Genomic DNA, 26130 nt, shown 5'->3' with positions numbered 1-26130 from the left:
TGCCCGGTTTCGGTCCTCGTCCCCGATTCCTGCCCCGTTTCCGTCCCGATTCGCCCCACTCAGTGCGCCAGCGACGCGAGTCCTCCGGCGAGCGCCCGCGTCGCCGTTGCACAGTCCTCCCACGCCGTCCACTCGCCGGGATTGTGCGAGATTCCGTCGCGGGACGGCGCGAACAGCATCGCAGCGTCGGTCATCCCCGCGACGTACATCGTGTCGTGGGCCGCGCCCGAGTGCAGGTCGAGCGTCTCGATACTCGCGTTTTCGCCCGCCTCGGCTACCGCTCGCCGACACCGCTCGCTCATCTCGGTCGGCTGGAGGTTGAACCCGCGCGAAAGGATCGTCTCGACGCCTCGTTCGGCTTCGAGCCGCGACAGCGACTCCTCCGCCCGCGAGACGAGTTCGTTCATCGCGTCGTAGCTCACGTCGCGGATATCGACGCTCATTTCGACCGTGCCGGGGACGACGTTCGTCGCGTTCGGCCGCGCGTCGAGTTTGCCGACGGTGCCGACCGTCGTCTCGCCGATTTCGGTGGCTCCCCGCTCCACGTCCCGAACGAACTCGCTCGCCGCGGCCAGCGCGTCGGTCCGCTCGTCCATCGGCGTGGCTCCCGCGTGGTTCGCTTGGCCGCGAACCGTCACGTCGCAGTGCGTGATTCCCGTGATCGTCGTGACGAGGCCGACCGGAACGTCGGCCCGTTCGAGGCGTCTGCTCTGTTCGACGTGCAGTTCCAGCCACGAATCCCACTCGCTCGCGTCGAGTCGTCCCTCGCCTCGGAATCCCATGGATTCGAGCGCGTCCGCCAAGGTCGTTCGGCCGTCCGTCAGCGCGAGCGCGTCCGCCACCGACCGCTCCCCGACCGCGACGGAGGACCCGAGCAGGCCGCTTGCGAACCGCTGGCCCTCCTCCTCGGTGAACGAGACGACTTCGACCGGTCGGGTCGGCTCGATTCCGGCGTCCTGCATCGCGCGAACCGCTTCCAGCGCGGAGTAGACGCCGAGCGGGCCGTCGAAGATGCCGCCCTCCGGGACCGAATCGAGGTGGCTCCCGGCGGCGACCGCGGCCGCGTCGGGGTCGGCGCTCTCGGGGGTCCACCGTCCCGCGATGTTGCCGACCGCATCCACGCGAACGTCCAATCCGGCGTCTTCCAGTCGCTCCACGAAGTACTCGCGTGCCCGTCTGTTCGCTTCCGTCCCCGTGAGGACGGTTCGACCGTGCTCTTCGTCTTCCAGCGCGCCGAACTCACCGGTCGTCTCGATATCGGTCCGCAATCGCTCCCCGTCTATCTCCATGGGTTCGCTGTCGGCGACGGGAGGGAAGAAGGTGGGGGTGGTCGGTACGGCCTGCCGCAATCCCCGAATCTACGCGCGCTATTCTATGACGCGTCCGCCATCCGCCGTGTGAAATCCCAACTGTGCAGGCGGTCCGGTTCGATTCGGATGGTCACCTCCGTCCGGTCGTCGGACAACAGTCGCCGGGCGAGTCGGGAGTCGGTCCCGCCGAGATACCGACGCAGCAACTCCCGGAGCAGGTTCTTTTCGGGGTCCGGTTCCACGCTCGCGGTGCCGTTGCCGCGCACCCCGCTGTACGGCGGGTCGTTCGTCGATATTTCGAACGCGACGGTCGAGTCGGTTCGGAGCAGGCCGACGATATCGGCGCTCGCGCCGGTGGCACAGCACAGGGTGTCGTCCTCGAAGACGTACCACAGCGACACCATCCAGAGGCGTCCCGATGGCGTGTTGCAGGCGAGTCGAAGCGGAACGGCAGTCCGGTCGAAGAACGCGACGATTTCGTCCTTCGACCAGACGCCGGAGAGTTCTGTCATGGAAAACACACCGAGGAGATAGTCGTCCCCGATGACCGAATACGCTCTGTCCGCTTTCGCCTCGGCCGTCCGGTTGTTCCGGCTGTCCGCTTTTGCCCCGGTTGACCCCGTTCCGAATCGGGACCCGTGAGTGTAACCCCGGACCGGCGTTATTTTTCCGTTCCCCGCCGTTCGTGGTATGGAGTAGGGTTTAGACTGTCGGGATGCTAACGCTTCCTATGGCAGCAAGCCACTCGGCGACGGGTTCCGACGAGGGGGCGAGAGACGCGGTGACACTGACCGACGTTCGCAAAACGTACTTCCTCGGCGAGCCGGTTCACGCGCTCGACGGGGTGAACCTGTCGATTCCACGGGGGTCGTACACGGCGGTGATGGGTCCGAGTGGGTCGGGAAAGAGCACCCTGCTCAACCTCATCGGCTGTCTCGACACGCCGACCGAGGGGACGATTCACATCAACGGCCGTGACGTCACCGACCTGTCCAATACGGAGCGAACGACCGTTCGCGGACAGGAGATCGGCTTCGTCTTCCAGACCTTCAACCTGATGCCGCGCCTGACCGCCCGCGAGAACGTCGCGCTCCCGCTCGTCTTTCAGGGGATTTCGCGTGCCGACCGACGGGAGCGCGCCGACGATCTCCTCTATCGCGTCGGCCTCCGCGGTCGGGAGGAACACCGACCGAACGAACTCTCGGGCGGGCAACGCCAGCGCGTGGCCATCGCCCGCGCGCTGGCGAACGATCCCGCCATCATCCTCGCCGACGAACCGACCGGAAATCTCGACAGCGAGACGGGGAACCAGATAATGGCATTGTTCGAGGAACTCAACGACGAGGGGAACACCGTGCTGATGGTGACCCACGAGCGCCACATCGCGGAACACGCTGAACGCGTCGTTCACATCCTCGACGGGACCGTCGAGCGCGTCGAGAAAATCGACTCACAGCGTCGGGTCGAAGGGCGGCGATAGCGGGGAAGGCCGTGGAGTTCAGCGAAACGCTTCGGATGAGTCTCAGGGCGATTCGGAGCCACCGCGTTCGTTCCTCGCTGTCGACGGTCGGCGTCGTCATCGGCGTCGCCGCCGTCATCACGCTCGTGACCCTCGGCACCAGCCTCCGCGTCGATATCCTCCGGGAGTTCACCGGCGGCCACGCGCCGAACATGTACGTCTGGGCCGGTCCGCCCGGCGGCCAACCCGGGTTCGGCGCGCAACCGGTGTTCACCGCACACGACATCGCCCGACTCCGCGGTATCGACGGCGTGGCGACCGTCGTCCCGCGCGGCGTGCTCCCCGTCATCGCACTCACTCACGGCGGGCAGACGGTGAGCCAGAACGGCATCGTCGCCACCACGCCCGACCAGTTTCGAACCCGGACGTTCGCCCGCGGCGAGTCGTTCGAGCAGGGAAAACGCGAAGTCGTCCTGAACCCGGCGGCGGCCCGCCTGTTCGACGACCGACTCTCGGTCGGCGACCGCATCGGTATTCGAACGGCGGACGGAGGCACCGAGACCGCACGCGTCGCCGGAGTCCTCAAGCGGTCGAGCGGAAACGGCCAGTTCGAGAGCGGCGGGTCGCTCCCGCAGGTGTACGTCCCGACGGACCCGTTCTACGGTTCGACAGTCGAGAGTCCGACGCAAGGGACCACCCAGCGCGTCTATCCGCTGGTCACGGTCGTTGCAGAAAACCACGGGACGATTCCGGAGAGCAAGCGGGCGGTGAAAGCCTACCTCCGTTCGAACTCCGACGCCGCACGACTCACGCCCGACGAGTACGCCATCCGGGTGCGAACCGACCGCGACCTCGTGAATCGCGTGAAGGACGTGCTCACGACGCTGACGACGTTCATCACGAGCATCGCGGTCATCTCGCTCGTCGTCGCGGCCATCGGCATCGCCAACATCATGCTGGTGAGCGTGACCGAACGGACCCGCGAAATCGGCATCATGAAAGCCGTCGGCGCGCAGAACCGCGACGTGCTTCAGGTGTTTTTGATGCAGGCGGTCCTGCTCGGCGTCATCGGGTCCGTCTTCGGCGTCGTGCTCGGTGCCCTCGGCGGATACGCCGCCACCCAGTACGTCGGGCTTCCGCTCGTCTTCGCGTACGAGGTGGTCCCCGTCGCCATCGGCGTCGGCCTCCTCGTCGGCGTGGTGACGGGTCTCTACCCGGCGTGGAACGCGGCGCGGGTGGACCCCATCGACGCGCTTCGTTACGAGTGAATTCCGAACGCGTACGGGTAACCGCCGCCGGAAACGTGGAAATGGTTCCCGTAGTACGTCCCCGTCAGTTCCGACACGACGCTTCGGTTCCGAATCTCGTCATCCGTTCGTCGGCGTCCGAGCACCATTCTCACGACGGAGATGCTTCTACCGAAAATTTTCGCGATGAAGACTCGCGGGGACGCCCCCCGCGAGGTGACCTCATCAAAACCCATTCGTATTTACGGTGACGACGTATGAAAACCTTCCGCCGTAATCATCATCGATGATTAAAAACCGATGGGGATTAAGTAGCCGCGGTGATCTTCGATAAATGAGGTCACTCGATGACCTCATCAAAACCCAACGACGACAAAGACGGCCGAAGGCGACGACTCGAACTGGTTGATTTGGTCACCCAAATCATCTGGCGCGTCGTGAAAATAATCACGGCGTTGGCCGTTGCGCTTCGGGCGCTCGGGCACTAAGCCCACACCTACCCATTTGTTTGGGTTCGTCAGTTGGGACCTCCGGTCAGTCGACCGGTTTCCACCATGACGAACGATACAGACTCTCCTCGGGACTTCCGCGACTCGCTCGAACAGAACCACGAGTGCTTGCTCGTTCTCGGTGTCGTTCTCACGCTCGTCATCAAACCGCGTCTCGAAGGGCGACCCGAGACGCTGGTGACGATTCTGGCTCTGCTATCCCTCGTTGCGGGTGCGGTTGGTGCCGCCGTGGGTCTTCCTCGCCTACTCGACCGATTCGAGACGTACTGAACGGAAACGACTGTTCAACTCACACCGTCCGTCTTTCGTCCGGGCTATTCTCTGATTTTCAGGACGCACAAAGACGATATTCCTCCTTACCCATCTTCCTCCATGCACATCGCGTTCGTCGCGTACGACGGCATGACCGCACTGGACTTCGTTGGCGTCTACGACCCGCTCACTCGACTCGATACGATGGGATTTCGCGACGTGTCGTGGGACGTCTGTGCTCGAACGGAGCGCGTGACCGCGAACGCGGGCCTCGAAATCGTTCCCGACGTGGTGGACGAACCCCTCGCTGGCTACGATATGCTGGTCGTTCCCGGCGGATTCGTCGCCCGCGAGTTGGCCGAGGACGACGCGTTCGTCTCGTGGCTCTCCACCGCGGATTCCGAACTGGTCGTATCGGTCTGCACCGGGTCGCTGTTGCTCGGGGCGGCGGGGTTCCTCTCGGGAAAGCGCGCGACGACGCACCCCGACGCCTACGACCTGCTCGGGGTGTATTGTGATACCGTCGTCGAGGAGCGGGTCGTCCGAGATGGCGATGTCGTGACGGCGGGTGGAGTCACGTCGGGCATCGACCTCGGGTTAGAATTGGTCGAAGAGCTGACTGATTCGGGGACTCGGGAAACCATCGAGACACAGATGGACTACCCGTACGGACGATGAGCAAATTCGGTCGCTGACCCCCGGAAACGCTCGTTTTCCACCGATGCTTTCACAGCAGGGTTAAGTTCTCGACCGTCCCCATTCTGACTATGCGAGCCTACCGGGCCAAAGTCGTCGAACCGATTCACCTCCCCGACCGCGACGAGCGCGAAGCCAACATCGAAGAAGCCGGTTACAACGTCTTCAATCTCGACTCCGAGGACGTGTTCATCGACCTGCTGACCGACAGTGGGACGGGCACGATGAGTGACGAACAGTGGGCCGCGATGATGCGCGGCGACGAAGCCTACGCGGGCAGTGACAGTTTCAAACGTCTGCAGGAGAGCGTCGCCGACGTGATGGGCTTCGAGAACATCGTTCCCGCCCATCAGGGTCGGGGTGCGGAGAACGTCCTCTACGGCGTCCTCGTCTCCGAGGGCGACTACGTTCCGAACAACACCCACTTCGACACGACGCGGGCACACGTCGTCAACAACGGCGGGCAACCCGTCGATTGCCCCGTCGACGTCGCGCCGGACGACCCGTTCCAGGGCAACCTCGACCCCGAGAAGGTCCGCGAACTGGCGGACGAGGTTGGTGCCGAGAACATCCCCGCGCTCGTCGTCACCATCACGAACAACTCGATGGCGGGCCAACCCGTGAGCGTTCAGAACCTCCGCGACGCGCGCGAGGTGGCCGACGAAATCGACGCCACGTTCGTCATCGACGCCTGCCGATTCGCCGAGAACGCCTACTTCGTACAACAGCGCGAGGCGGAGTTCGAAGGGTCGAGCGTCGCCGCCATCGCCCGCGAGGAACTCTCCTACGCCGACGCCATCGTAATGAGCGGGAAGAAGGACGCGCTCTCCAACATCGGCGGCTTCGTCGGCGTGCGCGACGACGAACTGTTCGAACACGCCAAACAGCGTGGTATCCTCTACGAGGGCTTTTCGACCTACGGCGGCCTCTCCGGCCGCGACTTGGAGGCCATGGCGGTCGGCCTCCGCGAGGCGGTCACGCAACCCTACATCGAATCCCGCGTCGAACAGGTTTCGGAACTGGGCGACCTCCTCCTCGACGCCGACGTCCCGATTTACGCGCCGACCGGCGGCCACGCGGTGTACGTGAAGGCCGAGGAGTTCCTGCCGAACATCCCCCGCGAGCAGTTCCCGGGCCAAGTGCTGGTCGGCGAACTCTACCGCGAGGGCGGCGTCCGCGCCGTCGAACTCGGCGAGTTCGCGTTCCCCGGCGAGGACCGCCCGCAACTCGTTCGGCTCTGTCTGCCCCGCCGAACGTACTTCCGCGAGCATCTGGAGCACATCGCGGAAACCTTCGAGAAGGTCGGTGAACGCCGCGACGAACTGTCCGGCCTCGAAATCGTCTGGGAACCGCCGATGGAGGAACTTCGCCACTTCAGCGCGAAACTCGAACCCGTCGAGTAGCAGCGAGACGACGGTTTTTGCCGCTTCCGAACCTTTTGACCGTTTGTCGTGTCAACGAAACAGCTATCGAGAACTATTGAGTGCTATATGTCCCTCCGGGCTACGCTCTAGCAAGGTATTTTAGCTCCGTGGCGAACTCTCAACTAGCGAACCAGCAACCCCCTCGACAGAATGAGCACGAACGACACACCGATAACGGTCCTGTTCACCGTCGATTCGCTCCGAGCGGACGCACTGCCCGACGACGGCACGATTGCCGACCTCGCAACGCACGGAACGTCCTTCGAGAACGCCTTCGCGCACGGCAACTGGACGCCGTTTTCCTTCCCGTCGATTCTCGGTGGGGGACACGTCTTCATCGACTCGCGGGACATCGGTCTGCCAGACCGTCCGACGCTCGCCGAAACGCTCCGCGACGCCGGAATCACCACGGCGGGATTCAACGGCGCGAACGGATTCTTGACCCACCACTGGGGGTACGACCGCGGATTCGAGACGTTCGAGACGTTCACGTCGAGCACGAACGACGCGTTCTACAGCAAGTATCTCACCGCCCATCCGACCGTCCAAGCGTGGCTACAGGTCGCGGCGTCGCCGTTCCGTCGTCTCCTCGGCCGCGACGGCGGCGCGCGGAACGTCTCCCGAATGAAGGACGTGGAGGAACACGCCATCGACTTCATCGAGCGGGCGGAGCCACCCTTCTTCCTGTGGGTGCACTACATGGACGTTCACACGCCCTACGTCCCCGCGCCCAAGTTCGTCCGCGACGAGACGGGTGCCAACGTCGGGACGCTGAAGATGCTCAGGGCGCACGCCCAGGCGGGTCTCGGCAAGGAAGTCGGGAGCGACACGCTCGACAACCTCCGGTCGCTCTACCGCGCCGCGATTCGGCAGGTGGACGAGAGCGTCGGCCGCGTCATCTCCGCGCTGTCCGAGAAGGGATTCCGGGACGACGCCTGTCTCCTCTTCGCAGGCGACCACGGCGAGGAGTTCATGGAACACGGTCACCTTGCGCATTACCCGAAACTCTACGAGGAGTTAACGCACGTCCCATTCGTCGTCTCGCATCCCGACGGGGATGCGGAAACCGTCGAACGGGCCGTCGGCCTCGACGCGATACCGCCGACGATTTGTGACGCGATGGGCGTCGAACACGAGTTCGACGGCGAGAGCCTGCTCGACGGAACTCCCAACCAGTCGCCCGTCACGTCCGTCGCGGTGCGCGGGCCGAGCGTCACCTACCAACCGATTCCGCGCCGATTGGACGACGGGGAACTCCTCGTCAGCGCCAGAACGCGCGAGTGGTCGTACATCTATCACACCGAATCGGGAACGCGTGAACTGTACGACCGAACCGCCGACCCGGCGGAAACCGAAACTCTGCTGGACGGCGCTGACGACGACATCGACGTTCCCGATTACCTCCACGAAGCGGTGGAGAAGCGAATCGACGCGATGGCGTCCTCGGGCGTCGAAACCGACGAGAACGAGGGTGAAGCGCCGCCGTCCGCCGTCACGGACCGGTTGAAAGCGCTGGGCTATCAATAACTACTTTCGGCCCCCTCGAATACCGGCCGCCTCGGAATACCGTTTTAGGCGATGCCGTCGAACGGACGTGCGGGGGACAGACAGTGCAATCCATTTCGAGTGACGAACGTACGTATTCGAACGGGGGCGGAAACTGATGGCGCAGGTGCTCGTGCTCTACGGTTCGACCGAGGGGCAGGCCGCGACGGTGGCCGAACGGGTCGCCCAGGTGCTCGAAACGGCGGGCCACGACCCGGCCGTCGTCCACATCAGACATCGACCGGAAGCGTTCGACCTGATGGACTACGACGCCGTTGTCGTCGGCGCGTCGGTACACATGGGTAAACACCAGAAGTACGTGACGAGGTACGTCAAAAAACACGCCGACGAGTTGAATCGGCTTCCGTCCGCGTTCTTCTCGGTGAGCCTCTCCGCCGCCGAGGGGTCCGAGGAGGGGTGGGAGCAGGCCCGCGAGTACGTTGCCGAATTCCTCGCCGAAACCGGGTGGAACCCGGACGAGACGGCCGTCGTCCCCGGCGCGCTCAAATACAGCCAGTACGGGACGCTCAAGCGGTTCGTGATGAAACAGATAGCAAAGCGGACCAGCGGTGATGCGGACACTTCTCGGGATTACGAGTACACCGACTGGAACGAAGTCGAGGGGTTCACGGCCGACTTTGCCGGGTCGCTGGAGTGAGTCACTCCGCGGAGTGGGAGCGAGTTACTCTTCGCCGAGCGATTCCAACACTCGGTCGAAGCGCGCTTGCACCTCGTCCGCGATGTCGTCCATCTCGGCGTTATCCACGACCGAGAGCATCGCCTCGGGGTCCACCATGCTGACGACGACGCCCTCGTCGGTTTCGTAGACGGCGACGTTGCAGGGGAGCAGGACGCCGAGGTCCTCCTCCGCGTCGAGTCCCTGCTTTGCGAGCGGCGGGTTGCAGGCCCCGAGAATCCGGTAGTTCGGGTAGTCCTCGATGTCGAGCTTTTTGGCGAACGCCTCGCTCACGTCGATGTCGGAGAGGACGCCGAATCCTTCGTCGCCGAGCGCCTCGGTCGTTCGCTCCACGACCGCATCGAATTCGCCTTCCACGTGCCGTTTGTCGTAGTAGGTCATCGGCCGACGGTTCGCCGCGAAGGATGTTAATGGTTGAGGTTTCGGCCAGTCTGTATTGTGGCTGGCAAACAATACAAGTGCCTACGGCACCTACCTACTGGTACGACCGTCATCGCCGAAGTACCGCGACGCGATTCGGCGGTGTCCGTCGAGCGGTGTTCGAACCATGACCGACCGAACGACGCCTGAACGCACGATGCCCGAACGGGACGATTCCGCCGAGGCGTGCGACGTGGACGACGGGCCGAGCTGTCGCACCTCCCCGGTCGAGGAGTACGTCTGGCTCGTGAAACGGGTCGGACGAAAGATTCGGGACGTGGTTGCGTCCGCGTCCCGAACGGACGACTGAGCCGACGGACACGGAACGGCTGATTTTTGCACCGTCATACGCTACGGGCAACGGAATCGGGAATCCACAGGTTTATCACGACTCTCTTTCATAGTATTGTGTATGTCGAGCAATACAGACATCAGCCCGACGGAAGTAGCCGCGCGGTTGCGGGACGGTGATGAAGACCTCTACGTCCTCGACGTTCGAAACGAGGACGAGTACGAGGAGTGGAACATCGACGGAAGCCACAACGTTCCCGTTTACGACCAGCTGTCCGGCGGCAACACCCTCGGACTCGAACATTCGCTCGACGACGTTCCGGAGGACGCCGAAGTCGCCACCGTCTGCGTGGCTGGCGTCGTCTCCCAGCGGGCCGCACAGGTGCTTCGCAACAACGGCTACGACGCGAAGTCGATGCGAGGCGGCATGCGCGGCTGGGCGATGGTGTATCAGGCCTACGACGTTCCGGACGTCGATGGCGTCACGCAAATCGTCCGACCCGGAACAGGCTGTCTCTCCTACGTCGTCCAGGACGGGGACGAGGCGCTCGTCGTCGACCCCGGTCAGCACATCCAAGTGTACCAAAACCTCGCCGAATCGCGCGACCTCGAAATCGTCGCCGTCGCCGACACGCACGCCCACGCGGACCACATCAGCGGCGGCCGCGACCTCGCGGCCGCGGAGGACGTTCCGTACTACCTCCACGAGAAGGACGCCCGCGAACTCGACCGCTACACCGCCGTCGAGGACGGCGACGAAATCGCCGTCGGGGAACGCGACGTGGACGTGTTGTTCACGCCGGGTCACACCCGCGGTAGCATCTCCTTCCGCGTCGGCGACGCCGCCCTGACCGGCGACACGCTGTTCGTTCGAAGCGTCGGCCGACCGGACCTCGAAGGCGGCAGCGACGTCGCCCGCGAGGGCGCGACGCTCCTGTTCGACAGTTTGGACCGTCTCGCCGACCTTCCCGACGGGACGGTCGCCCTCCCCGGTCACTTCAGCGACGAGGAGATGCGCCCGCTCGCCGCGACCATCGGCGAACTCGAAGCGAACAACGGTCTCTTCGGCGTGGACACGAAGTCCGTGTTCGTGGACACCATCCTCGAAGACCTCCCCGACACGCCCGCGAACTACAACCGTATCAAGCGCGTGAACACGGGCAAGGAACAGGCCACCGCGGAAGCCGAGACGCTCGAACTCGGCCCCAACAACTGCGCATCGAACTGAACACCACACCCCACTCACGATGAGCCACGTTCAAGGCATTCGACGAAACTGGCAGCAGTTCGCGCTCCAACTGTTCGTCGTCTTCGCCGTCGGTCTCACCATCGGCTCCGAACGAACCGTCGTACCGGTCCTCGGCCGCGACGTGCTCGGCGTCGAGTCCATCCTCGTCATCGGGTCGTTCGTCGTCAGCTTCGGCGTCGTCAAGGCGCTGTTGAACCTCTACGGCGGGAAGTGGGCCGAGGAGTTCGGTCGGCGGCGCGTGCTCATCGTCGGCTGGCTGGTCGCGCTGCCGATTCCGTTCGTCCTCATCTACGCGCCGAACTGGTGGTGGATTACCGGCGCGAACGTGCTTCTCGGCGTGAACCAAGGGCTCGCCTGGAGCATGAGCGTCAACGCGAAGATCGACCTCGCCGGGAGCGACGCCCGCGGCCTCGCCGTCGGCCTCGACGAAGCGTTCGGGTACGGCGGCGTCGCGGTCGGGTCGTGGGTGACCGGCGTCATCGCCGCCCAGTACGGGCTTCGGCCGGAGCCGTTTTACGTCCTGCTCGGCGTCGTCGTTCTCGCCACGCTCGTCTCCCTGTTCTTCGTCGAGGAGACGCTTCCGTACGCGCAGACGGAGGCGAACGGGAAGGACGACGAGGAGTTGTCCTTTTCGGAAGTCGTCAAGCGGGCGACCTACGGCGACCGGACGCTGTTCGCGGCGGCACAGGCGGGGCACGTGGAGAAGTTCGTGGACGTGCTCGTCTGGATAGCGTTCCCCCTCTATCTGAGCAAGTCCGGACTGTCCGTCTCCCAAATTGGCCTCGTCGTCGGCGTCTACGGCGGCGTCTGGGGCGTCCTGCAACTCGGAACCGGCCGTCTCGCGGACGAAATCGGCCGCCGCCCGCCGGTCATCGCGGGCATGTTCGTCGCCGGTCTGGGGGTGCTGGCGACCGTCCTCGTCTCCGGGTTCTCGGCGTGGCTCGTCACGGCGGCCGTGACGGGGCTCGGTATGGCGCTGTTGTACCCGAACCTCATCACCGTCGTCGGGGACGCGGCCCACCCCTCGTGGCGGGCAACCGGACTCGGCGTGTATCGGATGTGGCGTGACGCCGGATACGCGGTCGGCGCGGTCGTCGTCGGTCTGCTTGCCGACGTCGCTACCATCGAAGCCGCGTTCTACGCGACAGCGGGTGTGATGGTCGCGTCGGGCGTCGTCGTTCTCACGATGATGCGGGAAACGCACCCGACGCTGGGCGAGTACGACCGCCCGAACGCCGCCGAACGGAATTCGGTTTCGGAGGACTGAACGCCCCCATCGGAGGACCGAACGCCTCCAAATCGAACGAAAACGGAAGTCGAAATCAGTCGGCGTGTGCGGCCGCTCCCTCTTCCTGTTCACCGCTCGATTCGAAGTAGGTCACGTACACCTGCGCGAGGAAGACGACGGTGAATATCACGTCGAGCACCGTCGTGTAGGTGTGCGGGACCGACCCCCCCGTCGCGTTGTGCTTCGGAATCAGTCCCCCCGCGAGCCACGCGTAGTGGGTGACGATACCGGCGAACGTCGCCACGCCGAAGATGGAGACGAACAGCACCGCCGCCAACCGCTTGCCGTAGTATTTCCGGTACATGTCCACGATGTGGGGGACGATGAGGTCGGCGTAGATGAACGACATGACGCCTCCGAACGGGATGCCCGCATTCCACAGCACGAGCGCGAAGGGAACGTTCGCCACCGAGCAGACGAAGGTGATGACGCCGACCATCACGCCGATGGCTGCCCCGAGGACGACCCACGCGACGGTTCCCTCCGGGGCCAGCGTGAACAGTTGCGCCCACCACGACCGCGGGACGAAGGCGGCCAACAGCGACGCGACGATGAACCCGACGATGAGGTCGTCCCACAGCATCTCCCATTCGCCGATGGCGTTGCGGAAGGCGTTTTTCCACCCGGACACGGTGAGGAGCTTGTCCTTCCACGTCGCGTCCTCCCGTTGATTGACGAACGTCTCCTTGCAGGACTGTGAGCAGAAGTATTCCGTTCCTCCATCCGTTTCGACGCTGAGCGTGTCGTCGTCGTTCGGGTCCACTTCCATGCCGCACACCGGGTCGCGGACGGTGCCGCTCTCCTCGTCGCCCGACCGAACGTGGTCGCGGGCGGCCTCGAACCACGAGTCCGGAACGACGTACTTCGTGATGGCCGCGAGCACCAGAATCATCAGGATTCCTCCGAAGACGTCTGCGGCGACGAACTGCCACCCCAGCAGAATCCACATCACGAGGCCGATTTCGATGACGAGGTTCGTGCTGGCGAACTGGAACCCGGCGAAGGAGGCTTCTGGCGATGCCCCCTTCTTGAACAGCGATTTCGTGGTCGCCACGGCCCCGAACGAGCAACTGGACGAGAGGAACCCGAAGAAACTCCCGATGCCGATCTCTCGTAGTCCGCGACCGCCGAGCAGGTTCGTCATCCGCTCTTCGCTCACGAACGCTTGTACCGCCCCCGAAATCGTGAACCCGAGGACCAGCGCCCACCACGTCTTCCACGTCATTTCGCCGAAGAACGTGGCCGCGTCGGTCAGACTCCCTACGATGTTCATATCCGCTAGTACGGTTGCGAGCTTTTCTACGGTTGCGGCTAATAGCGCAAATCCACGCGCGTCCGGCGCGAATTCACGGATTCCGCGATTCAGCGCCAGAGACATCGAATTCTGCGGGGTTGCTCACCATTCGAATCCCATTTCGATTACTCAGGGGCGGTAATGGCCTTATCTTCCGAAACTCCTCCACTGATGAACCAAAATATCTGAGCACACGCCACGAGACTACCTCGGGATATTACCCCGTGTGCTACTGGCGGATCTCCGCGCTCGTGTCCGCCATCAACCACTGGGCGTCCGCGTCGTCGGGGTTTCGAATCTCGACCCATCCGTTGTCACAGAACAGCATTTCGTACTCCGAATCTGACGGCGTGTCCGCCTCCGATGGCGTGTTCGCTTCCGACGACAGCTCTTCGTCTTCGGCCGCCATTTCAGATACCTCCACGGACCGCGTGTCGGTCGAACTGGACGTCGCTTGGCCGGACGGAATCGTGAACTCGAACCATGGGTTTCCTCGACTCGTTAGGCGACCGTTTCTCACTTTGTTATGCGGCGCGAACCCCGTGATAAAGGGTGCCTACCGCCGAGAAGGGTGTGGTTTCCGTCCTCCGATTCGTCAGTCGTTCCCGGCGACGATGTTCGCCACGCGGGTTCTGTCGAACAGCCGTTCGTCCTCCGGAATCTCGGGGTAGGGACTGCCATCGGTGTACTCCGGCCACTCGCCGAACTGCTCGGGATACAGCTGTTTCGCGGTCATCTCCAGCTGAAACAGGTTCATTATCGGTCCTTGAACCGGGTTTCCGGACGGGTACACGGCGTCGTTTGCCACGGCGGTCAGCTTGTTTCCGACGGGGTGGTCCGCGATCGTCTCGCTGATTTGCGCGACGTCGTAGTACGAGGCGACGCCGAACTTGTGGAGGATGACGTCGGGATCGACTTTCAGCATCGTCTCGTAGTCGTACGTCGTCTGATACGTCACGTCGCCCTCGGCGAACGCGTCGGTCGCCCCGAGCGGTCGAACGTGGGCGTTGGCGAATCCCTCCGTGTTTATCTTCGAGGGGTAGAACGTCCCCTGCATGAAGATGACCGACGCGACGGTCGGTCGCTCGTTCTCCGGCGGGAGGTTCGACCGGATGCGTCCGAGGAGGTCGTCGTGCACCGACGCGAGCGCCTCGTATCGTTCCTGCTCCCGGAACACTTTGGCGACCTTCTCCGCGATTTCCCAGAGCGTGTAGTACTCGTAGCTGTCCCGGTACGGTTTCGGCGGTTGGCTGTGCTGACGGCTGTACGTGTTACCGAACCACGGGGCGACCGTGCCGCCGATTTCGTCGATGTCGGATTTCGACCAGCCGTCGAACGACAGCACGAGCGCGGGGTCGACCATGTGGAGGTCGGAATCCAACTCGTAGAACAGTTCCTTGTCGATGTTCACGCCGCCGGAACCGGTGTTGAGTTGGGTCAGACCCTCCCGGTCGAACGAAACGCCGTCCAGTCGTTCATAGTACGCGTCCAGCGTGTTACCGCCCGCTTCCGAGTCGAATCCCAGCGAGTTCACCGCGTCGCCGTGTCCGTAGGCGACCGCCATGTCGGCGTACAGCAGGCTGTACACCATCACGTCCGTCGGGACGCTATCGAATTCGACGGTTCCCATCGGCGACATCGTGACCGAGTACGGCCCGGAATCCTCTCCGCCCGATTCGGTCGCCGTCGAGTCCGAGGACGTCGCTTCGGCGTCCGTGTTCGTCGGGGTTTCCTCGCCGCCCGATTCCGAATCGCTCGTACATCCGGCCAGCAGGCCGCCGCCGACCACCGCGCCGCCGTATTTGAGGTACGTTCTTCGTGTCGGTGCCGTTCGGTTCGTGCGTTCGTTCGTCATATTCAGAACTCTCCTTTGACGATGTTTGCGACGCGCTCGCGGTCGAACAGTTCGTCGTCACCCGTTACCTCGCCGAACGTGTCGGGATACAGCTGTTTGGCCGCGCGCTCGGTCAAAAAGAGGTTGTGAATCGGTCCCTGATAGAGGTAGCCGCCGCGGTAGACGCGCCCGTTTTTCACGGCGGTCAGCTTGCTGGCGACGGGGTGGCCGCGCATGAATTCGAGCACGGTGTTCCGGAATTCGGTCGCGGACTGGCGCTCGTGTGCGCGAAGCAGTATCACGTCGGGGTCGATTTCGAGCATCGTCTCGTAGTCGATTCGCCCGCGGTCGGTGGTGCTGATGCCGTCGATGCCGCTGCTCGCCAGCGCGTCGCTGACGCCGAGGTCGCGCCACTGCTTCTTGCTGGTTCCCTTGTCGTTGAGCCGATACGGCGAGAACTTCACCGGCTCGTTGCTCCCCTCGTACACGAGCAACACGTTCGGGCGCTCGTCGGCCGGTGGGAGCTTGGTCTGGATTTTTGCGATGAACTCGTCGTGCAGTTCTTTGAACGCCTCGTATCGCTCCCGCTCCCGAAAGAGTTCCGCTATCTTTTCGAACGCCTCGTAGAGCGTGTAGTATCGGTAGTCGTGCCACTCGTCCTCGCGGCGGAATATCAGGTTCCCCACGAACGGGCCGACGTTCGACGTGATCTCCTCGACGTCCTTCTCGCTCCAGTCGAACCAGTTAACGAGCATCTGGGGGTCCATGACGTGCACGTCGTTGTCGAGTTCGTAGAACAGCTCTTTTCCCATCCCCGCCTTGCCTATATCGTTGTTTTCGAGCTTCGTTCGGTCCACGCTCACTCCGGGCAACTCGTCGTAGAACTCCGTGTAGTAGCGGTCCGCGCCGCCGATTCCCGTCATTCCGTCGGCTTTGCCGAGCGCGACGCCCATGTCGGCGTAGCCGCCGCCGTACGCGACCCACCGGCCGGGAACGGATTCGAACGCGACGCTTCCGGTCGGTGCCATCGTGACCGAATAGGAGTCGCCCTCGGCGTTCGTGGTCCCATCGGACGAACTCGTCGTGTCCGTCGTTGTCGTCGATGTCGTTTTCGATTCCGAATCTCCGGCACATCCGGCGAGCAGGCTTCCGCCGAGTATCGCGCCGCCGTACTTAACGTAGTCCCGCCGTGTTCGTCCCGAGTCTGTCGTACATTCTTTCGACATGTGTTTTAGGCTCGCCTAAACTTATAAAACGCTTTCGAATTTTTAGGTCTGCCTAATTCATGCCGTATTTAATACGGCGACCCGCAACGCGGACACATCGGCGGCCCGACGTCCGGAAGCGAATGCCCGCAACTCGGGCACACGCCGGTCCCGTCCTCGGCCGTTATCTCCTCGACGGCCTCGTCCGTCGTCGCACGGAGTCCGGCGAGCGTTCCTTCTCCGTCGTCGTCCCCCGATTCCCGGTCGCCCTCGTCGATTGCGTCGAGCGCGAACCGCGCCCTGTCGCGGACGAACGACGATTCGTCCTCGCGGCTCTCACGGAGCCGCTCCATCGCTTCCGGGGGCACAGAATCATCCCCATCGACGCGGCCGAGGAGACCGACGGCCTCGGCCGCCCGTCCCCGAACGTGGTGGTTTTCGTCGTCCAACCGCGCCGCGAGCGCGTCGGCCTCCGCTCCGAGCGCCGCCGGTGACACGCACCCGACGGCAGCGAGCGCCGTACAGAGATAGTAGCGGACGAGTTCGTCCCCGTCGTCGAGATGCTCAGCGAGGTTCGATACACGGTGGTCGAGGCGGTCCGGGTCGCCCAGCGCGATGTCGCCCAGCGCTTTCGCCAACTTCTCTTTCACCTCCGGTTCGTCGAACGACAGTCCGATCTGTAACTCCGCGACGACTTCCGGCGACGCGACCGCATCCGGGTGGTCGAGAGCGACGTTCCCCAGCGCCTCGGCCGCCCGAGCGCGAACGAAGTAGAACTCGTCTTCGTCCGCGAGGCGGTCGGTCAGAATGGGGAGGACCGGGACCACGGCGTCGGGGTCGCGTTCGGCGACGGCGACGAACAGTTTCGCCGTCGTCAATCGAATCGAGCGCTCTCCGTCGGTCACAAACGGCGACAGGGCCGGAAGCAGCGGTCCCACGACTCCCGGCGTCTCCGATTCGACGCGCCGAAGAACGTCGAGGGCGGCTTTGCGCTCCTCAGTCGGTGCCGTTTCGAACCGCTCCAGACACGCGATAGCGCCGTCGTGTTCCCCCGAATCGAGCAGTTCGGCGAGTCGCTCGACGGAAGGTCGGTGAGATGACTCGTCCATCGTTCGTTGCCGTGGACGTCTCGCGGCGACACCAAAAACACGTGGTACGGTGAACCGACGCGCGAAACCGGTTATTCCAACATCGCCACGCTCCGTTCGACCGCCTCCCGATTCCCGATGAGCGTCACTAAATCCCCCTCTTGGACGACGACGTTCGGATTCGGAACGATAAATTCGCCGTCCCGTCGGACGAGCGCGATGACGGCATCGTCCCGCAGTTCGATGTCCTGTACCTGCTGTCCGGTGGCTGACTTCGATTCGACCACCACCTCGGCGATGTCGTTCTCGTCGCCGACCCCGGTGAGCCAGTCGTAGAAGTTCGGCCGGAGTATCAGGTCGTCCATCATGTCCACGGTCGCCGTCACCGGCGTCACCGGTTGCACGCCGAGGTCCGAGAACGCGTCCGCGTTTTCGGGTTTGTTCACCTGCGCGATGAGCCGCTGGATTCCGAATGTCGTCCGCGCCGTCTGGCAGGCGAGGATGTTCTGGTCGTCGTCGCTCGTTGCCGCGACGACCATCTTCGCGCGCTCCGCGCCCGCTTCTTCGAGCACGGCGGCGTTCGTCCCGTTGCCGGGAACGACGGAGTAGCCCGCCGCTCGTAATTCGGTGACGGTCGCGTCGTCGCGTTCGACGATGATGGGATTTTCGCCGCGCTCTTCGAGCCTGTCGGCCAGCAGCCGTCCGGTTCGACTGCCGCCGATAATGAGTACGGTCATGGGTATGATGTCGAGTGCTTTGGCCGCCAGCGGCGCGCCGCCCGCCTCCACGACGGCGGTCACGAGGATGACGAGGAAGACGACGTGGACGACGCTCGTCGCGTTCGGAACTCCCGCGTTCGCCAGTTGGAGGGAAAACAGCGTCGCCGTGGAGGCGGGGATGATACCGCGCGGACCGACGGCGGCGACGAACAGCCGTTCGTTTCGCGTGAACTGCGTGTCCGTCGTCGAGATGAGGACCGAAAGCGGGCGAACGACGAGCATCGTCAGGACGACGATGGCGAGGCCGCCCGTTCCGAGCGTCAGGAGGTGGTCCAATTCCAACAGCGAGGCGAGGATGATGTACACCACGCTCAACACTATCGACGTGATGTCGCCGCTGAACCCCGCGATTTCCTCGTCGTAGGGGATGTCCACGCTTCCCAGAATGAGTCCCGCGACGGCCACCGTCACGATTCCCGCCTCGTCGACGAAGGCGTCCGCGATGGCGAACGAAATCAGCGCCGTGCCGATGACCGTGATGCGCGAATCCTGTGGTGACTGGCTCAAGTACCGGAGCACGTAAGCCGCCACCAGCGCCGTCACGATGCCGATGAGGACGCCGGTTCCGATTCTCGCTACGAAGACGAGGACGACATCCAGTCCGACGCGTCCCTTGACCGGGTCGGGGTCGATGTCCAGCACCGCGACGCTGAAGATGACCGCCCCCAGCACGGAGGCGGTGACGTCGTTGACGACGCCCTCGGTCTCCAAGAGCGTCCGTACGCCCTCACGAACCTCTATCTGGTCAAGTACCGGCGTGATGACCGTCGGCCCGGTCGCCACGAGCAGCGCCGAGATGAGAAACGAGAGGTTCCAATCGAGGGACAGAAAGACGTGAATCAGTCCGCCGAGGGCGAAGAACGTCAGCCCCGCTCCGACCGTCACGAGTCGAAGCGTCGATTTCGGCGTCTCGCGTATATCCGACGCACCCAGCGTAAAGGCTCCCTCGAAGATGATGATGGCGACCGCCAGCGAGACGAGGGCCGAAAGCGAGTCGTCGAACAGTTGCGGGTCGACGAGGCCGACGCCCTCCGGACCGAACAGTATGCCGAAGCCCAGCAGGAACACCACGTTCGGAATCCCGTACCTGTCGGCGAGAAGTTTCGACACGGCTCCGAGCGCGATTATCGACGCCGACACGAGCAGGAGGTTCGAGGACATTGGTCGAAGTTTAGCCGGTTCGACGGCGGAGTCGAACCGCGGCTACTCGCGTCATGTGAACGTCATGTATCACGATAGTTCTTGCTCCGACGCGCACTCGGTCACGATTTCGGACGGTGATTTCGGTGCGTACCATACTTCTATCGCTCGAATTATCGAAAACTATGTTCCTCCGATCGATACTGAGGGTCTTCAAAATCGGGATACGGGCGGACGGGATGGTCGGTTCGAGATGTCGTTCATCCTCTATTTTTTACGGTAACGCACTCCACGTCAGTGTATGCGATACCTCACGGTTCTTATCGAACCGGATGGTGGCGGTGCCTTCCATCCACTCGGCGCTCAGCTGACGAATGAGCCGTCTATCGAGCGGCGGGCCATCCATCGCGTCGAGCTTCTCTCTGACGATACCGTACTGTTATTTGCCGAGGCGAGCGGCAATCAGGACCGCTATGAGCAAATAATGGAGAGCTCGCCTCACGTTATCGATTTCCTCGTGTCCGGGGATGACCGTTGGATGGCCGTCAGTCAATTCGAGCCGACGGAACGGATTCGCCGGTCGCTGGAACTCCAACGAGAATCACAGTTGGTAATCGAGACGCCGATTCACTTCACTTCCGACGGGTCGCTCGAGGTGACGTGCTTAGGGACCGACGAGACGTTTGCAACGTTGTTCGAAGACGCTGACGAGGGTGCGTCCATTGCGCTCGAAATTCTCGAGATGGGGGAGTACGACCCCGACGAATCATCGTTCAGCAGGCTGTTCACGGCTCGGCAAGAGGAAGTGCTGGAGGCGGCAGTCGAGTTAGGATATTACAGCGTCCCTCGCCAAGCGACGCTCGAGGAAGTTGCCGCAGTCGTCGGCATCGCTCCTCCGACGGTGAGCGAGCACCTTCGAAAAGTCGAAGAACGCGTGTTCAACGAAATCGTTCGCTGATGTTGCTACTCGACGGGATTCGGGTCGAACTGTCGGTTTAAAAATACCCCTACGACTGCGGCAGTAGCGATATCCAGTTACGTCGTTTGTTTTCACTCACTCGATTCGACGTTCCATGTACGCGTCACGAATGCTGAATCCGGTTGAACTTCCGAGCCAATACCGATGACAGACGCAAAACCACACCCGACCACTGATGCATCGCTACTCGATGATGACCGTGTTGAATCCGACTATCGCACCGTCAATGGCGTCCGATTACACGTCGTGACCGCGGGCGACCCTGACGCTCCGCTGGTCGTCTTACTGCACGGCCATCCCGACTTCTGGTACGGCTGGCGCGACCAAATCATTCCACTCGTCGAGACCGGCTTCCGTGTGGTCGTCCCGGACCAGCGGGGCTGCAATCTGAGCGACGCTCCCGACGGAATCGATGCCTATCGGCAATCGGAACTGTCCGCCGACGTATGCGAATTGATTCACAGCGAGGGCCGAGAATCGGCCCACGTAGTCGGGCACGACTTCGGCGGGTTCGTCGCCTGGAACGTCGCACTCCGTGAGCCGTCCATCGTCGACCATCTTGGAATCTTCAACGTCCCACATCCAACGGTGTATCGAACCGTCTTACGTTCTAGCCCCCAACAGATAGTCCGAAGCTGGTACGTGTGGTTCTATCAGGTACCGACGCTCCCCGAGTGGCTGTTGAGTCGGAACGATATGGACAATATGGTCGATTCTCTCGAGATAACCTCTAATCCCGGAACGTTCGACGAGGAAACCATCGACCGCTACCGGGCGGCCTGGCGGCACACCGGCGTCGGTCCGCGGGTGAACTGGTATCGCGGGTTCCGCCGTTCGGAACGCCCGCCACGCGACACCGTTACCCAGCCGACGCTGATTTGTTGGGGGGAGGACGACATCGCACTCCTCCCCTCGATGGCCGAACAGAGCGCCGACTACTGCGAAAACGGTCGGCTACGGATGTTCCCGGACACGTCACATTGGGTCCATCACGAACGCGAAGAAGTGACTGAAGCGCTGCTCCGTCACCTCTCGTAAACGACACACCGAATCGTCGCATTCTCGAACAACGGACCTCGAACGGGCGACGTTCCGGGTCGGCTTCGTGGCGGGTGCCGACCGTGGCGTCGTCCTCGACACCCGTTTGAAACGGAACTGATACACCGACGCCGGAGGAAAGAACCGGCTACGAAGGCCCCCGAGCCGAATTCTTTTGCCACCCCCGCGCACAGACTGGGGTATGTCGGATGCTCGCTATCCACTCACGCGCTATCTCGGTATCGATTCGGCCGGGTCGCCGACGATGACCATCGACGGGTCGCTCGTCTTCCTCGCCGATACGACGGGAACGCCGCAGGTCTGGTCGCTCGACGAACCGGGGGCGTTCCCGTCCCGCCTGACCGCTCACGACGAACGGGTGTCGTTCGTTTCGGCGTCGCCGACCCGTTCGGAAGTCGTCTTCGGCATGGACACGGGAAGCGACGAACACGACCAACTGTACCGCTACGACCTCGACAGCGGGACGGAGACGGCGCTGACCGCGACCCCCGAGGCCATCCACCTGTGGGGTACGTGGAGTCCCGACGGCGACCGAATCGCCTTCACCGCGAACCGCCGCGAAGGATCGACGTTCGACGTGTACGTGCAGGGGAGGGACGACGCCGAGGCGACGCTCGTCCACGAAGGGCCAGGCGGTTTCCTGAGCGTCGAAGCGTGGGGCGAACCGGGTATCGTCTGCTCGAAAGCCAACGCCAGTTTCGACCAGAACCTGTTCCTGCTCGACCCCGAGTCGGGCGACTATCGGAAACTCACCGACGACACCGATGCCCGGTATCACGACGTGACGTTCGGTCCCGACGACGACCTCTACTGCGTGACGAACCACGGCGCGGACACCGCGTACGTTGCCCGTCTCGACCTCGATGACGGCGCGCCGACGGTCGTCGAGGAGGCCGGGGACTGGAACGTCTCCCACCTCTCGCTTCACGGCGGAACGGGCCGGGTGGTGTGGGTGCGAAACGTCGACGGCTACTCCGAGGTTCACGTCGGACGACTCACGGCAGGGGACGACATCGAACCCCTTTCGACGCCCGACCTCCCCGATGGCGTCGTCTTCGCCGCGGGGTTCGGTCCCGACGGCGACTGTGCCATCTCGATGAGTCGGAGCGACGACCCGAAGAACGTCTTCGTCCTTGACCCGGACACCGGGAGCGCCGAGCGATGGACGAACTTCGGCACGCTCGGTATCCCCCGCAAGACGTTCCTCGACCCCGAAATCGTGCGGTACGAATCGTTCGACGGGCGGAAAATCCCGGCGTACTGGACGCTTCCGCCGAACGCCGAACCGGGCGAAACCCCCGTCATCGTGGACATCCACGGCGGGCCGGAACACCAGCGTCAGCCGTGGTTCTACCCGACGAAACAGTATTTCCTCCAACGGGGATACGCCGTTCTCGAACCCAACGTTCGCGGCTCGTCGGGCTACGGTACGGCGTACACGCATCTGGACGACACGGACAAGCGAATGGATTCGGTCGCGGACATCGAGGCGGCGGTCGGATGGCTCCACGAACGGGACGCAGTGGACGCCGACCGAATCGTTGCCTACGGGCGCTCCTACGGCGGTTTCATGGTCCTTGCGGCCATCACGGAGTATCCCGACCTGTGGGCGGCCGCCGTGGATTTCGTCGGCATCGCCGACTTCGAGACGTTCCTCGAAAACACGGGCGAGTGGCGGCGGAGTCACCGCGAGCAGGAGTACGGGTCGCTCGAAAACCGCGACCTGCTTCGGAGCATCAGTCCGATTCACGAGGCGGAGCGAATCTCCTGCCCGCTGTTCATCCAACACGGCGCGAACGACCCGCGCGTCCCGGTCGGCGAAGCGAAGCAGATAGCCGAGAGAGTCCGCGAGCGCGGCGTCCCCGTCGAAACCTGCATCTTCGAGGACGAGGGCCATCACACCACGTCGCGCGAGAACCTCATCGATGAGTTCGAGCGTATCGCCGCCTTCCTCGACGAACACGTGTAGGACGCTCGTCGCCGTGAATCGCGCGAGTAGGCGGTGCCTACCGAGTACAATCGCTCCCATCGACGAAAATACAGGATCCGATTCGCTTCAACCACCGTTCGCCCTCGTTTCTTTTTCGACCACCGGAATTCGTTTTTCACTCGTCGGTCGAACACGCCGCCGTCGTGCCTTTCTTGCCACGTCGAACGAGACAGAATATCTACACAATAGTCAGTACCCCTCGCGTCGAACCCCGATGCGGAGTGGATTGGGGTGGGACATATCAGTACGACAGTGACTGTCGCGTATCTTCGAGAGGTAAACGAATGACGGCGTTGTGGAACGAGCGGTCCCGTGCGGTGTTCGTCGCCGCCGGGTTGGGGTTCGGCGGGTACGCCTTTGCGGTCGTGGTGGTGCTCTTCACGGCGCTCGTGCTTTCGGTCGGCGGAATCAACCTCCTCTCCCGTCCGACCCTGTTGGTCGCCGTTTCGATAGTGATGGGTCAAGGCGTCTCCTTCGGCCTGTTCGCGCTGGCGTACCTCCGCTACACTGGACGCGGCCGTTCGTACGTCGGGGTTCGCTTCCCGACGCTTTCGGACCTCGGGTGGACCGTCGGCGGGTTCGTCGTCTTCTACGGCGGTCTCATCGTCGTGTCGCTCGTGCTCACGACGTTCGGGATACAGTCGGCGCAAAACGAACTCGCCAGCATCGGCGAGCAGGACCCGCGGGTGTTTCTCCTGTTGATTCCGCTCTCGTTCCTGCTCATCGGTCCCGGCGAGGAACTGCTGTATCGCGGCGTCGTGCAGGAACGACTCCGCGAATCGTTCGGGCGCTGGCCCGCCATCGCGTTGGCGAGCCTCATCTTCGCGTTCGTCCACTTCTTCTCGCTCCAGGGGGCGGGGAAAATCGTCTACCTCGCCATCCTGTTCGTCCTTTCGCCCGTCCTCGGGGCGGCTTACGAGTACACCGGCAACCTCGTTGTCTCGGCGCTAATTCACGGCGCGTTCAACGCGCTCCAGTTCGCGCTGGCGTACCTGATGGTGACGGGGCAGTTGCCGTCGTAAGTCGTTACTCCTGTCCTTGCCAGCGAACGATGAGGAACTCGGTGTAGCCGCCGTACGCGATTTCGAGCGACCCGATCCACCAGTTCCACCGCTCGGGAAGCGACATGTCGTCCGGCGCGTCGTCCAAGTGGCCGACGATGGCCCCCGCGGTGAGGTCCATCCCCGAGTGCTTTCGGTACCGCCCGGAGTCGGATAGGTCCCGGGCTTCCCGAACGACGACTCTCCGCGCACCCTCGGGTGCGTCGAACCGTTCGCGCAATCGTCGGTCGAGTTCGGTCGGGTTCATTTTAATAGCGCCCTCCGCGTTTTTCCACCCATGCCGACAGTCTTCGCGGTGGACGAATACGAAGCACAGGAGTACGACGCGGTGCTCGTCCAAGAGAACGCAGTCGTCTGTCTTAACGCTGACCCGGGACTCGTCCGCGTCATCCCCTTCCAGAAGGTGAACCACGTCGATGCCGACCCCGAGTTGCACCTCTCCAGTTCCGAAGTTCCGGAATCGTTCTTCGGCGGCGCGGAGTACGCGTTCGTGGACGTATCGAAGTTCGACCGAATCGAGCGCCATCTGGAGGATATCGAGAGAGAGCAGTACTGACCGGTTACAGTTTTGTCCATCTCGTATCGGTGTTGCCCATCGGCAAGTGCCAGCGCTGTTCTGCGACCAACGGGTCGCGCCGCCGGAGTTCGATCCGCGCGTCGAACAGCGGCGACAACCGGGCGACCTCGCGCGAGTCGTCCGGGACGGGGAGATGGACGTGTCCGATACCCTTGACGCCGCGGATGAGCGCCATCACCGTGCGGAGAAATCGCGTCACTGCGGCGCGGTCGTTCGTTTCGAGCAGTCGTTCCAGCGAATCGATGCTGACCCGGAGTTCGGCGGGCGAAAGCCCCGACGCGCTGTGGTCGAAATGGCCGACCGCTCGAAGGAGTTCCGCGCGGATGTATTCGAGTTCGGTTCGGTCCTCGTCACGTTCGGCCGAGGCGTCCGTCCCGACGTCGGTCGGGGTGATGACGCGGACGTTGGGGTCCTCTCGTTTCACCCCCGGCGGGAGTCCGTCGTCGATGTCGCCGGTCGTCGTCCGGGTCGCAACGAGGACGTGTTTCCGGTCGCAACACGGGTCGCCCGAAAGCCGACGTATCGCCTGTAGCGTGACGCTCCGCGCCACCGCACCGGTTATCAGCAGGACACAGCCCTGCTGTTTCAGTTCCCGCAACGTGGCCCCGAAATCGCGTTTCCCATCGTCCCGGTATTGGTTCCGCACGAATGATATTCTTCGCTGACCGTTCATACTTCGTGACTATAATACTTGTTGTTTATATTTTATTTTTGTCAGTATTGTGTCGATGAATCTT

The 26130-nt window shown here is 63.2% G+C and carries 28 protein-coding genes; 16 read left to right on the top strand and 12 right to left on the bottom strand.

Features of this window, described 5'->3' with window-relative positions:
• Positions 1-59 precede the first annotated feature (59 nt).
• Entirely contained in the window at positions 60-1289 is a 1230-nt protein-coding gene (locus tag OPC11_RS20875) for a Zn-dependent hydrolase (RefSeq protein ID WP_264783256.1), read from the bottom strand.
• Between the two features lie 83 nt (positions 1290-1372).
• Positions 1373-1822 (bottom strand): pyridoxamine 5'-phosphate oxidase family protein, encoded by a 450-nt coding sequence (locus OPC11_RS20870; protein ID WP_264783255.1) that lies wholly within the window; start codon positions 1820-1822, stop codon positions 1373-1375.
• 218 nt (positions 1823-2040) lie between these two features.
• Here OPC11_RS20870 and OPC11_RS20865 point away from each other — a divergent pair, with 218 nt between their 5' ends.
• Both OPC11_RS20865 and OPC11_RS20860 read left to right on the top strand, forming a co-directional pair.
• Positions 2041-2790, top strand: coding sequence for an ABC transporter ATP-binding protein (locus OPC11_RS20865; protein WP_264783254.1), 750 nt, complete (start codon positions 2041-2043; stop codon positions 2788-2790).
• A gap of 11 nt (positions 2791-2801) precedes the next feature.
• Complete coding sequence (locus OPC11_RS20860; protein ID WP_007980558.1) at positions 2802-4037, top strand: ABC transporter permease; 1236 nt, start codon at positions 2802-2804, stop codon at positions 4035-4037.
• Here the strand turns inward: OPC11_RS20860 and OPC11_RS20855 are convergent.
• Positions 4028-4165, bottom strand: coding sequence for a hypothetical protein (locus OPC11_RS20855; RefSeq protein WP_264783253.1), 138 nt, complete (start codon positions 4163-4165; stop codon positions 4028-4030). The two genes, OPC11_RS20860 and OPC11_RS20855, sit on opposite strands and share 10 nt — an antisense overlap.
• A 198-nt stretch (positions 4166-4363) precedes the next feature.
• Between OPC11_RS20855 and OPC11_RS20850 the strand changes: the two genes are divergently transcribed.
• From OPC11_RS20850 to hemG, 6 genes are all read left to right on the top strand, one after another.
• Complete coding sequence (locus OPC11_RS20850) at positions 4364-4504, top strand: hypothetical protein (RefSeq protein WP_007980560.1); 141 nt, start codon at positions 4364-4366, stop codon at positions 4502-4504.
• A gap of 66 nt (positions 4505-4570) precedes the next feature.
• Positions 4571-4795: a hypothetical protein gene (locus OPC11_RS20845; RefSeq protein WP_007980562.1), complete on the top strand. Its 225-nt coding sequence runs from the start codon at positions 4571-4573 to the stop codon at positions 4793-4795.
• Between the two features lie 102 nt (positions 4796-4897).
• Complete coding sequence (locus tag OPC11_RS20840; RefSeq protein WP_007980565.1) at positions 4898-5455, top strand: DJ-1/PfpI family protein; 558 nt, start codon at positions 4898-4900, stop codon at positions 5453-5455.
• Positions 5456-5544: 89 nt separating this feature from the next.
• Positions 5545-6876 (top strand): tryptophanase, encoded by a 1332-nt coding sequence (locus OPC11_RS20835; RefSeq protein WP_264783252.1) that lies wholly within the window; start codon positions 5545-5547, stop codon positions 6874-6876.
• 171 nt (positions 6877-7047) lie between these two features.
• Positions 7048-8424, top strand: a complete 1377-nt coding sequence (locus OPC11_RS20830) for a sulfatase-like hydrolase/transferase (protein WP_264783251.1) — start codon at positions 7048-7050, stop codon at positions 8422-8424.
• Positions 8425-8560: 136 nt separating this feature from the next.
• Entirely contained in the window at positions 8561-9100 is a 540-nt protein-coding gene (gene hemG / locus OPC11_RS20825) for a menaquinone-dependent protoporphyrinogen IX dehydrogenase (RefSeq protein ID WP_264783250.1), read from the top strand.
• 24 nt (positions 9101-9124) lie between these two features.
• On the opposite strand, the gene OPC11_RS20820 is transcribed toward hemG, so the two are convergent.
• Entirely contained in the window at positions 9125-9520 is a 396-nt protein-coding gene (locus OPC11_RS20820; RefSeq protein ID WP_069451779.1) for a DUF302 domain-containing protein, read from the bottom strand.
• Positions 9521-9686: 166 nt separating this feature from the next.
• On the opposite strand from OPC11_RS20820, the gene OPC11_RS20815 reads away from it, so the two are divergent.
• The 3 genes from OPC11_RS20815 (at position 9687) to OPC11_RS20805 (ending at position 12366) form a co-directional block, all read left to right on the top strand.
• Positions 9687-9869, top strand: coding sequence for a hypothetical protein (locus tag OPC11_RS20815; RefSeq protein ID WP_264783249.1), 183 nt, complete (start codon positions 9687-9689; stop codon positions 9867-9869).
• A 102-nt stretch (positions 9870-9971) separates the two neighbouring features.
• Positions 9972-11078: an MBL fold metallo-hydrolase gene (locus OPC11_RS20810; RefSeq protein ID WP_264783248.1), complete on the top strand. Its 1107-nt coding sequence runs from the start codon at positions 9972-9974 to the stop codon at positions 11076-11078.
• 19 nt (positions 11079-11097) lie between these two features.
• Positions 11098-12366: an MFS transporter gene (locus tag OPC11_RS20805; protein WP_264783247.1), complete on the top strand. Its 1269-nt coding sequence runs from the start codon at positions 11098-11100 to the stop codon at positions 12364-12366.
• Between the two features lie 55 nt (positions 12367-12421).
• Here the strand turns inward: OPC11_RS20805 and OPC11_RS20800 are convergent, their stop codons facing one another.
• From OPC11_RS20800 to OPC11_RS20775, 6 genes are all read right to left on the bottom strand, one after another.
• Positions 12422-13660: a permease gene (locus OPC11_RS20800; RefSeq protein WP_007980578.1), complete on the bottom strand. Its 1239-nt coding sequence runs from the start codon at positions 13658-13660 to the stop codon at positions 12422-12424.
• A 250-nt stretch (positions 13661-13910) separates the two neighbouring features.
• The gene (locus tag OPC11_RS20795; protein ID WP_007980579.1) at positions 13911-14090 is read right to left on the bottom strand and encodes a hypothetical protein; all 180 of its coding nucleotides are present in this window, start codon (positions 14088-14090) and stop codon (positions 13911-13913) included.
• A gap of 186 nt (positions 14091-14276) precedes the next feature.
• Positions 14277-15536 (bottom strand): ABC transporter substrate-binding protein, encoded by a 1260-nt coding sequence (locus tag OPC11_RS20790; protein ID WP_264783246.1) that lies wholly within the window; start codon positions 15534-15536, stop codon positions 14277-14279.
• 2 nt (positions 15537-15538) lie between these two features.
• A complete protein-coding gene (locus OPC11_RS20785; RefSeq protein ID WP_264783245.1) occupies positions 15539-16741 on the bottom strand; it encodes an ABC transporter substrate-binding protein in 1203 nt (400 codons plus the stop codon).
• A gap of 68 nt (positions 16742-16809) precedes the next feature.
• A complete protein-coding gene (locus OPC11_RS20780) occupies positions 16810-17829 on the bottom strand; it encodes a HEAT repeat domain-containing protein (RefSeq protein WP_264783244.1) in 1020 nt (339 codons plus the stop codon).
• A gap of 71 nt (positions 17830-17900) precedes the next feature.
• Complete coding sequence (locus tag OPC11_RS20775; protein WP_264783243.1) at positions 17901-19748, bottom strand: cation:proton antiporter; 1848 nt, start codon at positions 19746-19748, stop codon at positions 17901-17903.
• A 280-nt stretch (positions 19749-20028) separates the two neighbouring features.
• Between OPC11_RS20775 and OPC11_RS20770 the strand changes: the two genes are divergently transcribed.
• The 4 genes from OPC11_RS20770 to OPC11_RS20755 all read left to right on the top strand — a co-directional run bounded on the left by OPC11_RS20770 (position 20029) and on the right by OPC11_RS20755 (position 24777).
• Positions 20029-20685 carry a helix-turn-helix domain-containing protein gene (locus OPC11_RS20770; protein ID WP_007980587.1) on the top strand — a complete coding sequence of 219 codons (657 nt, stop codon included), beginning with the start codon at positions 20029-20031 and terminating at the stop codon, positions 20683-20685.
• A gap of 165 nt (positions 20686-20850) precedes the next feature.
• Positions 20851-21744: an alpha/beta hydrolase gene (locus OPC11_RS20765; RefSeq protein ID WP_264783242.1), complete on the top strand. Its 894-nt coding sequence runs from the start codon at positions 20851-20853 to the stop codon at positions 21742-21744.
• A gap of 202 nt (positions 21745-21946) precedes the next feature.
• Positions 21947-23734, top strand: coding sequence for a S9 family peptidase (locus tag OPC11_RS20760; protein ID WP_264783241.1), 1788 nt, complete (start codon positions 21947-21949; stop codon positions 23732-23734).
• Positions 23735-24039: 305 nt separating this feature from the next.
• The gene (locus OPC11_RS20755) at positions 24040-24777 is read left to right on the top strand and encodes a type II CAAX endopeptidase family protein (RefSeq protein ID WP_007980592.1); all 738 of its coding nucleotides are present in this window, start codon (positions 24040-24042) and stop codon (positions 24775-24777) included.
• A gap of 4 nt (positions 24778-24781) precedes the next feature.
• Here OPC11_RS20755 and OPC11_RS20750 read toward each other — a convergent pair whose 3' ends face one another.
• Positions 24782-25063 (bottom strand): hypothetical protein, encoded by a 282-nt coding sequence (locus OPC11_RS20750; RefSeq protein ID WP_069452101.1) that lies wholly within the window; start codon positions 25061-25063, stop codon positions 24782-24784.
• 30 nt (positions 25064-25093) lie between these two features.
• Here OPC11_RS20750 and OPC11_RS20745 point away from each other — a divergent pair, with 30 nt between their 5' ends.
• Positions 25094-25372, top strand: coding sequence for a hypothetical protein (locus OPC11_RS20745; protein WP_069452100.1), 279 nt, complete (start codon positions 25094-25096; stop codon positions 25370-25372).
• A 4-nt stretch (positions 25373-25376) separates the two neighbouring features.
• On the opposite strand, the gene OPC11_RS20740 is transcribed toward OPC11_RS20745, so the two are convergent.
• Positions 25377-26039, bottom strand: a complete 663-nt coding sequence (locus OPC11_RS20740) for a hypothetical protein (RefSeq protein ID WP_264783240.1) — start codon at positions 26037-26039, stop codon at positions 25377-25379.
• Between the last annotated feature and the right edge of the window lie 91 nt (positions 26040-26130).

The organism is Haladaptatus sp. T7 (assembly GCF_026008575.1).
GTDB lineage: Archaea > Halobacteriota > Halobacteria > Halobacteriales > Haladaptataceae > Haladaptatus > Haladaptatus paucihalophilus.
Note: the sequence above shows the minus strand (reverse complement) of the source record. Positions and strands in the feature narration are given on the sequence as shown.